The following is a 7,753-nucleotide window of genomic DNA, read 5'->3' as shown; positions in this document are numbered from 1 at the left end:
CAGGAGCTCGCCGCGGCGCTCGGGAGCGTCTCGCTCGTAGGGCGCACGCTGCTCGTCCTGGCGGGGGCCTTCGTCCTGCGCGCGCTCGCCGACGCGGGGACGCTCCCGGCCGCGGTCGGCGTCGCCCTCGGCCTCGCGTACGCCGCCACGTGGCTCGGGTTCGCCCTGCGGGCCGGGGCGAAGGCGGGCGCGACGGCGAGCGCCGCGTTCCACGGCACCGCCGCCGCGCTCGTGGGCTTCCCGCTCGTCTACGAGGCGGCGTCGCGCTTCGGGCTCGCCTCTCCCCCGGCGGCCGCGGCGCTGCTCACCCTCTTCACCGCCGCGGCGCTCGCCGTCGCGGCGCGGCGCCGGCTCGAGGCGCTCGCGTGGATCGTGACGCTCGGAGGCATCGCCACGGCCGTCGCCCTCGCGGCCGCCACCGGGCGGCTCGGCCCCCCCGCGCTCTTCCTGGTCCTCCTCGGCGTCGCGACGCTGTGGCTCAGCTACGTGCTCGACTGGTTCTCGCTCCGCGCGCTGCCGGCGGTCGCCGCCGACCTCGCCGCGGCGGTGCTCGCGGTGCGGGTGGGCCTCGCGCGAGGCGGGGAGGGGGCCCTCGCCGCGTTCGCCGTGCTCACGCCGCTCATGGCGCTCTATCTCGGGACCGTCGCCACCCGCACGCTCCTGCTCCGCCGCGACGTGCTGGCGTTCGAGATCGCCCAGAGCGCGGCGGCGATCGCCGTCGGCCTCGGCGGCGCGGCGTTCGTGGCGACCCGCTCGGGCGCCGGCGCGTCCGCCATCGGCGCTGCGGTCACGGTGCTCGGGCTCGCCGCCTACGCGGTGGCGTTCGCGTTCCTCGAGCGCCCCCTGGACCGCCGCCGGAACTTCGTCTTCTACACCTCCGCGGCGGCGCTGCTCGTGCTCGCCGGGACGGGCCTCCTCCTCGACGGGCCCGCCCTGCCCGTCGCCTGGATCGCGCTCGCCGTCGCCGCTGGCGCGCTCGGAAGGCGACAGGGCCGGCTCACCCTCGCGGCACACGCGGCGGGGTACGCCGCGGCGGCCGCGATCGCGAGCGGGCTCGTCGCCCACGCGGCCGAGACGTCGCTCGCGTCGCCGCGCGTCCCGTGGACGCCGGTGACGCCTCCAGCGCTCGCCGTCCTCGCGGGGCTCCTCGCCGTCGCCTGGATCGGCGCCGAGGGAGGCAGGCACACCCGCGCCCAGCGCGTGCCGCGGATCGTGCTCCTCGCGACGCTCGCCGCGGGGCTCGCGGGGGTGGCGATCGGCTGGATCGCCCCCGCGGTCGCGGGCCTCCCCGGCCCGGGCGCGGACGCCGGCGAGCTCGCGGCGGTCCGCACGACGCTCCTCGTCTGCGTGACGCTCGGCCTCGCGTCGCTCGGCAGGCTCCCGGCCTGGTCCGACGGAGCCGCGCTCGCGTACCCCGCGCTCGCCGCCATCGGGCTCAAGATCGTGCTCGAGGATCTCCCCCGAGGACGGCCGGCGACGCTGCTCGTGGCCTTCGCCTGCTACGGCGCCGCGCTCATCCTGGTCCCGCGCATCCGCCGGCGGCGCGCGGAGGCGCCGGCAGCGCGGAGCGCCGCCTGAGCCACCCGAGCTCCTGAGCCCTGTGCCCTGACCCTCGCCCTGAGCCCTGCCCTGAGCCCTGAACGGGGCCCGGCGGCCGTGCCCACTCCGGGGCTCCCCTTGTTTGCGACTCCTACCTTCAGTGTAGGCTCCTCGCTCCCTTGCACGGACCTCCGGCGCGCAGGTGAGCCCACGCGTGCCGGGCAGGTGAAGGACGCGGCGAACTCGCACTCCGAGGACCGAAATGGCCAAGAAGAACGCCTTGCTGCTCTTGCCCCTGCTGGCGCTCGCCTCGCGAGCTCTCGCAGACGACGTCGTTGCCCTCGAGCCGTCCGGCCTCGCGCCTTCCGCGGAGACGGGCGCGCTCGTGGACGAATCCGCGCACCTCTGGTTCGTCGAGCTCGCGAGCCCGCCCACCTCGGAGGGCTCGAGCCTCGCCACGGTGCGCGCCCAGAAGAGCGCGTTCCGCGCGGCCGCCGCGAAGGCGGGCGTCCGCTACTCCGAGCGCTTCTCGTTCGACGTGCTCTTCAACGGCGTCTCCGTGTCGGTGCCGCCCGCCCAGCTCGGACGCCTCGCGCGGATCGCGGGCGTGAAGGCGGTCTACCCGGTCGAGACGATCGCGATGCCGGAGCCGGCCGAGGTCTCCGAGCCGGACCTCCTCACCGCCATCGCCATGACCGGCGCCGACGCCGCGCAGGAGGAGCTCGGGTTCACCGGGCGCGGCGTGAAGGTCGGCGTCATCGACACCGGCATCGACTACGATCACGTGGACCTCGGCGGCGACGGGGTCCCGCGCGCCAACAGCCCGTTCCCCGGCAGCCGCATCGTCGCCGGCTGGGACTTCGTCGGCGACGCGTTCAACGCCGACTCGAGCTCGGCGACGTACGACCCGACGACGGTTCCGGACGCGTACCCCGACGACTGCGCCGGCCACGGCACGCACGTCGCCGGGATCATCGGCGCGAACGGGAGGGCGCGCGGCGTCGCGCCGGACGCGCAGCTCGGCGCCTATCGCGTCTTCGGGTGCGAGGGCTCGACCAGCGCGGACGTGATGATCGCAGCGATGGAGGCGGCGCTCGCCGACGGCATGCAGGTCGTGAACATGAGCATCGGATCCGCCTACCAGTGGCCCCAGTACCCGACGGCCATGGCGGCGACGCGCCTCGTGAACCTCGGCGTGGTGGTGGTCGCCTCGATCGGGAACAGCGGCGCGAACGGGCTGTGGGCCGCCGGCGCCCCGGGCCTCGGCGAGAAGGTCATCGGCGTCGCGTCGTTCGACAACACGCACGCCATGCTGAAGGAGCTCACGATCTCGCCGGACGGGACGGCCATCGGCTACACGAACGCGACCGCCGCTCCGCCGGCGCCGTACACGGGCACGCTCCCGATGGCCCGCACCGGCACCCCGAGCTCGACGGCCGACGCCTGCGCCGCGCTTCCGTCCGGAAGCCTCGCCGGAAAGGCGGCGCTCGTCCGGCGAGGGACATGCTCGTTCTACCAGAAGGCCTTGAACGCCCAGAACGCGGGCGCGGCCGCGGTCGTGCTCTACAACAGCACCACGGGCCGCGTGAGCCCCACCGTCGCCGGGGCGGTCGCGATCACCATCCCGGTGGTCGCCGTCTCCGCCGCGGAGGGGGCGCTCATCGACTCCAGGCTGGCCGCCGGCTCCGTGGACCTCACCTGGACCTCGGACCTCGGGAGCTTCCCGAACTCCACCGGGAACCTCATCTCCGACTTCAGCTCCTACGGCCTCTCGCCCGATCTCGCCCTGAAGCCCGATCTCGGCGCGCCCGGCGGGTACATCTACTCGACCTACCCCCTGGAGCTCGGTGGCTACGCGAGCCTCAGCGGCACCTCCATGTCGTCGCCGCACGTCGCGGGCGCGGTGGCGCTCCTGCTCGAGGCGCGGCCGAGCACGCCGTCGCAGCGGGTCCGGACGATCCTCCAGAACACCGCAGAGCCGAAGCTCTGGTGGCGGGACCCGACGCTCGGTTTCCTCGAGACGGTGGGCCGCCAGGGCGCGGGCATGCTCCGGATCGATCGCGCCATCCTCGCCACCACCAGCGTCGAGCCGGCGAAGCTCTCGCTCGGCGAGAGCCAGGCGGGGCCGGTCGCGCGCACGCTCACGGTCACGAGCTCCGCCGACGCGCCGGTCACCTACGCGCTCTCGTTCGTGAACGCCCTCTCGGCGCGGGGGACGTTCTCGCCGGTGTTCAACACGTCGAACGCGAGCGTCTCCTTCGGCGCGCCGACGGTGACGGTCCCCGCGCAAGGGAGCGCGACCGTCGAGCTCACCGTGACGCCTCCGACCGGGCCGGACAAGGCGCAGTACGGCGGCTACGTGGTGCTCACGCCCTCGGGCGGCGGCGAGATCCTGCGGGTGCCGTACGCCGGCTTCGTCGGTGACTACCAGTCGATCAAGGTCCTCACGCCGGCCGGCGCCGGGCTGCCGGTGCTGGCTCAGCTCGTGGAGTCGAGCTACGAGGCGCGGCCCGCCGGCGGCACGTTCACGATGGCGGGCGACGACGTCCCGTTCGTCCTCGTCCACCTCGATCACCCGTCGCGCGCCCTGCGCCTCGACGTGACCGACGCCGCGAGCGGCAAGGCGTGGCACACCGCGCTCGCCGAGGATTACCTGCCGCGCAACGCGACGAGCGCCGGCTTCTTCGCGCTCGCCTGGGACGGCACGACCGCCGCCGGCACGAGGAGCTACGTCGTGCCGAACGGCAGCTACCTCGTCACCCTGTCCGTGCTGAAGGCGCTCGGGGATCCGGCGAACCCCTCCGACTGGGAGCGCTGGACGTCGCCCGTGGTCACCCTCGCGCGGCCTTGATCGCGGGTCCGTCGACGCCGCGCCGGTGTCCGGCGCCGCGCGCACGGAGTCGCCGATGAAACCGTCGGGCCGGTCCAGCGCGGACCGGCCCGACGCGTCTCTGGCCGCCGTGAGGGCTCCTGCGCGGCAAACCGCCACGCGCGTGAAAACCGAACTCGGGTGAAGCTCGAGCACCGCCGGGGGCGGAAGCGGCCCGAACGGGCGCTCGGGTGGATGTCGGGGGGCCGGAGACGCACGTGCCGGCGTCGGGTCCAGGTCGCTACGATCCGCGGTGGATACCGCTGATGCTCGCTCGTGTGATCTCGCCTCGCGGCCACGCGTCCCTCCTCGCCCTGGCGGCGCTCTGCGGCATCGCGCTCGCCCGGCCGGCGGGTGCGGACGTGCCCACCGCGCCGCGGGAGCAAGACGAGGCGCAGGCCGGGGAAGGGATGGACTGCGGCGGCGCGAAGCCCGCGGCGGGCGCGGCGCAGGAGGAGGGGGGTGGCGACTCCCCCGGCGCCGCGAGCGCGAAGCCGGCGGCGAGCGCGGGGGGCGCGAGGCCCGCCGGAGCGGGGGAATCCGAGGACGGCGCGGGATCGGTAGCGAGTGGCGTCCCGGACCTCACGTTCCGGCCGCCGCAGCGCCGAGGGCTGCTGCCGAGAGGGCACCTCCTCCCCGCCCTCGAGACGGGCGTCATCACGGGCGTGATGCTCGGCTGGAACGTCTCCATCGGCGGCGCGCCCTGGGCGCGAGTGACCGCGCACACCATCGGACGGAACCTCCGGGGCAGCTGGGTGCTCGACGAGGATCGCTTCTGGATCAACCAGATCGGTCACCCGTTCCAGGGCATCTTCCCGTACAGCGCGGCGCGCTCGTCGGGCCTGGGGTTCTGGGCGTCGACCCCGTACCCATTCGTCGCGAGCGCGATCTGGGAGATCGTCGGCGAGACCACGCTCCCGTCGGTGAACGACCAGATCACCACGCCGCTCGCCGGGGTCGTGCTCGGGGAAATGTTCCACCGGGTGTCGGGCATGATCCTCGACGGGCCCCGCAGCGGCTGGCGCCTCGCGGCCGCGACGACCTTCGCGCCCATCGAGAGCATGAACCGGGCCCTCGTCGGCACGGACCCGCCGGCTCCCACGCCGCCCTCGCGCGTGCAGCTCCGCGTCGGCGCGCTGTCCTTCGATCCGGACCTCCGCGCCGGCGGGAACGAGGGGGTGGTGCCGGAGCTCGGCGTCCGCCTGAGCTACGGCCTCCCCGGCGATCCGCGCTTCCGGTTCGAGCGGCCGTTCGACCACTTCGAGCTCGAGTCCACGTACTCGACGGAGAAGGACCCCCTCGCGACGCTCTTCGCCCGCGGCGTGCTGGCCGGGCGGACGTTCGAGGGAGAGCGGGTGCGAGGCCTCGCCGGCGTCGCGCTCCAGTTCGACTTCTCGGCGCTGCGTCGCCACAGCGTCTCCACGAGCGCGGTGGGGCTCTCCGCGGAGGGGCGCTGGGAGCTGGCGCCGCGCGTCGCGCTCGAGGGCGCCGCGACCGCGTCGGCGGTGCTCCTCGGCGCCGCCGGCTACCTGGGAGGCCGGCCGGTGCACGATCGCAGCTACCGGATGGGCCCGGGGGGACAGGCGCACCTCGAGGCCCAGCTGCGGGCGCTCGATCGCATCGCCGCGCGGCTCGTCGCGCGTCAGTACCTCATCGCCGGCCTGGGATCCCTCCCCGGCCTCGAGCGCGTCTCGACCGTCACGGGCGCGCTCGAGCTGCGCGTCGTCGGCCCGCACGCGCTCGGCGTGGAGGGGCTCCTCTCGCACCACGCGGGCGACGCGGGGGGAGGCGCGCCCGCGCGCTCCGAGACGGGCACGGAGCTCCGCGCGTACTACGCGTTCACGGCCGGGGTGCGGTGAGCCCCCCGCCACGCGGCGTCAGGGCTGATACGCGAAGCACCGCCAGAAGAAGAAGCGCCGGACCGTCCGGCCGTGGCGCACGATGGGGAGCTCGCCCGCGGCCTCGCAGCGCTGGAACGGGAGCTCGTCCGGCGCCCGGAACTTGAGGTCGTCGCAGAAGTAGACCGCGTCCCGTCCGCGGAGCGCCTCCGGGGAGGTCCACTCGTCGTACTGATCGCGGCGCCCGCCGAGGCGGGTCACCTCGAGGCCGTCGCCGCCGTAGAAGGCGGCGAGCGCGGAGAGCTGGAGTCGCCGCGAGAACACGAACGGCCGCGCGCCGGCGCCGGAGGCCTGGAGCCCGCGCAGCCGCGCGCCGACCTCCTCCCAGCCGACGAGGTCCGTCGCGAAGTCGAGGCGCGGCGGGAGCGGCAGCGCGAGCGAGATCGCCTGGACGTAGAACAGGAGCGAGAGGGCGAGGCCGAGCCCCGCGGGCGCGAGGCGCACGAGCCGCGAGCGGCTCTCGAGCAGCGCCGCCGACGCGGGGATCATGAGGGTCAGGAAGGCGGGGCCGAACCAGTTCGGGTTCACGTAGGTGAACAGCGAGGCCACGGTGAAGAAGGCGAGGGAAGGCGCGGCACACCCGAAGACGAGCGCGGCCGCAGCGCTGCCCGCGCGCGCAGCGCGCCCGCTCCGCGCGAGCCCGACGAGGCACGCCGCCCAGACGAGCGGGGACAGGCTCTGCTGGGCGGCCAGGAAGCGCGGGACGGTCCGCCACGGGCGGAACGCGCCGCCGTGGCGCTCCACGAGCTGGAACAGGAACGACTCCCAGCCGTGCCGGGCGTTCCACAGCACGACGGGCGCGAACGCGAGCGCCGCGATGGCGAGCGCGAGGTACGGCTCCTTGCGCCGCAGCCACGCCCGGTGCGGGGTGAGGAGCAGGAAGAGGAGGACCCCCGGCAGGAGGAAGACGTCGGTGTACTTGGACAGGAGGCCGAGCCCGGCCGCGAGGCCGGCCGCGTACCACAGGCGCGGCGCTCCGTTCACCGCCCGCCACGCGAGCCAGGCGGTGAGGATCCAGAAGAACGTGGCCGGCGCATCCGGCGTGGTGAACACGGCGCCGAGCCCGAAGAGCGGCGCGGCGTTGCAGAGCAGGACCGCGCCCCACGCCACATCGCGCCGGCCCGGGACGAGGTCGAGCGACAGGCGGAGGAGGACGAGCGAGGTGGCGGCGGTGAAGAGGAGGGCCGGGAGGTGGACGGCGAGGGTGCCGTGTCCGAGGAGGCGCGTCGAGACCGCCAGGATCCACGCGACGAGCGGCGGGTGATCGTAGTAGCTCGCGGCGAGCCGGCGCGACCACTCCCAGTAATACGCCTCGTCGTTGAACAGCCCGAGCCACGGGAGGATCGCGAGCCGGAGGAGGAAGAGGACCGCCACGGCCGCGGCCGCGAGCACGTGCGAGCGCGCGGGCGCCCGGACGGGCACGCTCGCGCGGGCGGGCGCGGCCGCG

At 75.1% G+C, this 7,753-nt stretch carries 4 protein-coding genes; 3 read left to right on the top strand and 1 reads right to left on the bottom strand.

Features of this window, described 5'->3' with window-relative positions; translation table 11 throughout:
• From MNZ29_RS22920 to MNZ29_RS22905, 3 genes are all read left to right on the top strand, one after another.
• The coding region (locus tag MNZ29_RS22920) for a hypothetical protein (RefSeq protein ID WP_242356921.1) at positions 1-1,578 on the top strand (1,578 nt) is incomplete at its 5' end.
• Positions 1,579-1,801: 223 nt separating this feature from the next.
• Positions 1,802-4,390, top strand: a complete 2,589-nt coding sequence (locus MNZ29_RS24715) for a S8 family serine peptidase (RefSeq protein WP_277957382.1) — start codon at positions 1,802-1,804, stop codon at positions 4,388-4,390.
• Positions 4,391-4,686: 296 nt separating this feature from the next.
• Positions 4,687-6,267: a DUF3943 domain-containing protein gene (locus MNZ29_RS22905; RefSeq protein ID WP_242356919.1), complete on the top strand. Its 1,581-nt coding sequence runs from the start codon at positions 4,687-4,689 to the stop codon at positions 6,265-6,267.
• 18 nt (positions 6,268-6,285) lie between these two features.
• On the opposite strand, the gene MNZ29_RS22900 is transcribed toward MNZ29_RS22905, so the two are convergent.
• On the bottom strand, positions 6,286-7,753 hold a 1,468-nt coding region (locus tag MNZ29_RS22900), incomplete at its 5' end, for a glycosyltransferase family 39 protein (protein WP_242356917.1).

This window comes from Anaeromyxobacter sp. SG64 (assembly GCF_022690745.1).
In the GTDB taxonomy this organism is placed as follows: Bacteria; Myxococcota; Myxococcia; order Myxococcales; family Anaeromyxobacteraceae; genus Anaeromyxobacter; species Anaeromyxobacter soli.
Note: the sequence above shows the minus strand (reverse complement) of the source record. Positions and strands in the feature narration are given on the sequence as shown.